Annotated in this window: 4 protein-coding genes and 1 pseudogene; all 5 read left to right on the top strand. The window is 49.2% G+C overall.

Annotation, left to right across the window (positions count from 1 at the left end; genetic code table 11):
- Nucleotides 1-328: 328 nt before the first annotated feature.
- A complete protein-coding gene (gene rplM, locus HX884_RS25705) occupies nt 329-757 on the top strand; it encodes a 50S ribosomal protein L13 (protein ID WP_013098967.1) in 429 nt (142 codons plus the stop codon).
- 15 nt (nt 758-772) lie between these two features.
- Entirely contained in the window at nt 773-1,165 is a 393-nt protein-coding gene (gene rpsI, locus HX884_RS25700) for a 30S ribosomal protein S9 (protein WP_000829818.1), read from the top strand.
- Between the two features lie 308 nt (nt 1,166-1,473).
- Nucleotides 1,474-2,112: a stringent starvation protein SspA gene (gene sspA / locus HX884_RS25695; protein ID WP_013098965.1), complete on the top strand. Its 639-nt coding sequence runs from the start codon at nt 1,474-1,476 to the stop codon at nt 2,110-2,112.
- A 5-nt stretch (nt 2,113-2,117) separates the two neighbouring features.
- Nucleotides 2,118-2,615 (top strand): ClpXP protease specificity-enhancing factor, encoded by a 498-nt coding sequence (gene sspB, locus HX884_RS25690; protein WP_013098964.1) that lies wholly within the window; start codon nt 2,118-2,120, stop codon nt 2,613-2,615.
- 421 nt (nt 2,616-3,036) lie between these two features.
- Nucleotides 3,037-3,510, top strand: a pseudogene (locus HX884_RS25685) (DUF1120 domain-containing protein); the annotation flags it as partial.
- Between the last annotated feature and the right edge of the window lie 49 nt (nt 3,511-3,559).

Raw genomic sequence — 3,559 nt, 5'->3', positions numbered from 1 at the left:
GTACAGTAATATGGTCATGGTTGCATGACCATATTACTGGGGATCCCTCAGCCCCTTGGGAGAGGGGCTGGGGGTGAGGGCACCGGACCGCAAAAACTCGCCCCCCGAAAAACCCATTCCAAATCACATTTAAGGGTCGATCTTTGACCTCAACTTCTCTATAATCTTGCGACCCCACGTTACGAGAAGGTTTTTTTCCCGAAACTTTCTATGTGTCGGCATGAGCTATTCGAAGGGGTAGGTTTGCCGGACTTTGTCGTGTGAACCTCAACTGACTAAACGTTTGGGTGTTCACCAACGTGTAACTTATTATTTGGGTAAGCTTTTAATGAAAACTTTTACAGCTAAACCAGAAACCGTACAACGCGACTGGTATGTTGTTGACGCGACCGGTAAAACTCTGGGCCGTCTGGCTACTGAACTGGCTCGTCGCCTGCGCGGTAAGCACAAAGCGGAATACACTCCGCACGTTGATACTGGTGACTACATCATCGTTCTGAACGCAGAAAAAGTTGCTGTAACCGGCAACAAGCGCGAAGACAAAATGTACTACCACCACACTGGCCACATCGGTGGTATCAAAGAAGCGACCTTTGAAGAGATGATTGCTCGCCGTCCTGAGCGTGTGATTGAAATCGCGGTTAAAGGCATGCTGCCAAAAGGCCCGCTGGGTCGTGCTATGTTCCGTAAACTGAAAGTTTACGCAGGTAACGAGCACAACCACGCGGCACAGCAACCGCAAGTTCTTGACATCTAATCGGGATTATAGGCAATGGCTGAAAATCAATACTACGGCACTGGTCGCCGCAAAAGTTCCGCAGCTCGCGTGTTCATCAAACCGGGCAACGGTAAAATCGTAATCAACCAGCGTTCTCTGGAACAGTACTTCGGTCGCGAAACTGCCCGCATGGTAGTTCGCCAGCCGCTGGAACTGGTTGATATGGTAGAAAAACTGGATCTGTACATCACCGTTAAAGGTGGTGGTATCTCCGGTCAGGCAGGTGCGATCCGTCACGGTATCACCCGCGCTCTGATGGAGTACGACGAATCCCTGCGTTCTGAACTGCGTAAAGCTGGCTTCGTTACTCGTGACGCTCGTCAGGTTGAACGTAAGAAAGTGGGTCTGCGTAAAGCACGTCGTCGTCCACAGTTCTCCAAACGTTAATCATTTTCTGCTCACGCAGAACGATTGGCGAAAAACCCGCTTCGGCGGGTTTTTTTATGGGTAATGCTCAGGTTATCCACATTATCAATGCATATATCTCCTCTTTTTCCGCATTTCCAGAATCCCCTCACCACAAAGCCATCAAAATCTGGTAAACTATCATCCAATTTTCTGCCCAAATATCGGTGAATACTCGATTTTTGTTCGATTCTTGAACAATGTGTCTTCTCTGGGATGGGCGCTACATCATCTGGCTGGCCCCACCGGGCCGGTAGCAGTAAAAATTCTGAATATACCTGGAGGTTTTCATGGCTGTCGCTGCCAACAAACGTTCGGTAATGACGCTGTTTTCTGGTCCTACTGACATTTATAGCCATCAGGTTCGTATCGTGCTGGCCGAGAAGGGTGTCAGTTTTGAGATCGAGCATGTGGAAAAGGATAACCCACCTCAGGATCTGATCGATCTCAACCCGAGCCAAAGTGTACCAACGCTGGTGGATCGCGAGCTGACCCTGTGGGAATCCCGTATCATTATGGAATACCTGGATGAGCGTTTCCCGCATCCACCGCTGATGCCTGTTTACCCTGTGGCGCGTGGCGAAAGCCGCCTGTACATGCAGCGTATCGAGAAAGACTGGTACACGCTGATGAACGTGATCGAAAACGGCTCTGCTTCAGAAGCAGACGCTGCACGTAAACAACTGCGTGAAGAGCTGCTGGCGATTGCCCCTGTGTTCGGCCAGAAACCGTTCTTCCTGAGCGATGAGTTCAGCCTGGTGGACTGCTACCTGGCACCGCTGCTGTGGCGCCTGCCGACACTTGGCGTTGAATTCAGCGGCCCGGGCGCAAAAGAGCTGAAAGGCTATATGACCCGCGTCTTTGAACGCGACTCCTTCCTGGCATCCTTAACTGAACCGGAACGTGAAATGCGTCTCGGCCGAGGCTAATGACTGTGGAAATGTCACAACTTTCACCACGCCGTCCGTATCTGCTGCGCGCCTTCTATGAATGGCTGCTGGATAACCAGCTCACGCCGCACCTGGTTGTGGATGTGACGTTGCCGGGCGTGCTGGTTCCGATGGAATACGCGCGTGACGGACAGATCGTTTTGAACATTGCCCCCCGTGCGGTGGGTAATCTTGAACTGGCGAACGACGAAGTGCGTTTTAACGCGCGTTTCGGCGGCGTACCGCGTCAGGTTTCCGTGCCGCTGGCCGCGGTGCTGGCTATCTACGCGCGGGAAAACGGCGCGGGTACGATGTTCGAGCCGGAAGCGGCTTACGATGAAGACGTTGCCAGCCTGAATGAAGACGATGCAACCGGGGAGCGAGACAGCGACACGGTGATGTCGGTTATTGACGGCGACAAACCTGACCGCCAGGATGAAAACGATCCTGATGACGATCCGCCACCACGCGGCGGGCGTCCGGCTCTCAGAGTGGTAAAATAAACGTCATCCATTATAAAATCCAGCCCTCCTCAGTCGGCTGGATTTTTTTTGTCGATGTAAAGATTAAGCGCCTGTTGAACGAATATTTTTTCTATGTATAGATTTGTACAAAATTAAGACAGTGCAATGCTTTATTCTATATGACAGAAATTTTGGAATACAAAGCCAGCGAAAATAAATCATCGCAAGCAATAATTATTCTGAATATAAATGGTCAAAAAAGAACTGGAAACCTCTGTTTTATAAATCCTGCCTATTGTTTGAGTAAATCTAAAAAGAAAAGTTAATAAACCTAAGTTGCATGTATTTATGATTTCTATATTATCGCACCATGCATTTTGCAAACGGAGGTAATAGCGACTATCAAGGATGAACTCAGTCGAATTTTATTTTCTTTAAATCATAAGTTATGGATTAACTCGTGAAAAAAATTCTATTGGCTACAGCATTATTCCTTTGCGTAAACTCTACGTTTGCCGCTGAAACCGCGATATTGAAAATTAAAGGGACGCTGACAGCCTCGGCCTGTACTCCTGAATTTAGCAATGGCGGCGTGGTGGACTATGGAAATATCCGCTTAGGTGAATTGTCCTCTACGGCGGTGAACCAGTTAGGGCAACGGAATATCGATCTCACCATTACCTGCACGGCAGCAACAAAAGTGGCCTGGAATATGATAGACGATCGCGCCGACTCTAACGCAGGATTAACCGTTTCTGCCGGTACATTTACGGGTGGGGCACAGAGTGCGACTAACCAGACCTATGGCGTTGGCAAAGCAGGCACGGTAAATATTGGCTCTTATGCCATGTTTATGAAGGTGAATAGCGTTACTGCAGACGGAAAATCTGTCGATCCAATATATCAGCAGAATGGCTCAATGACCTGGGCTAAGGAAGGTGCGAACAAGTTCCTGATATGAGATCATCATATTCATCCGGAGC

Source organism: Enterobacter sp. SECR19-1250 (assembly GCF_013391025.1).
Taxonomy (GTDB): Bacteria; Pseudomonadota; Gammaproteobacteria; order Enterobacterales; family Enterobacteriaceae; genus Enterobacter; species Enterobacter cloacae.
This window is presented reverse-complemented; position numbering and strand designations above follow the sequence as displayed.

Excerpts from the sequence above, each read along its gene's own strand:
- rplM (WP_013098967.1), top strand. The coding sequence starts at position 329 with ATGAAAACTTTTACAGCTAAACCAGAAACCGTACAACGCGACTGGTAT.
- rpsI (WP_000829818.1), top strand. The coding sequence starts at position 773 with ATGGCTGAAAATCAATACTACGGCACTGGTCGCCGCAAAAGTTCCGCA.
- sspA (WP_013098965.1), top strand. The coding sequence starts at position 1,474 with ATGGCTGTCGCTGCCAACAAACGTTCGGTAATGACGCTGTTTTCTGGT.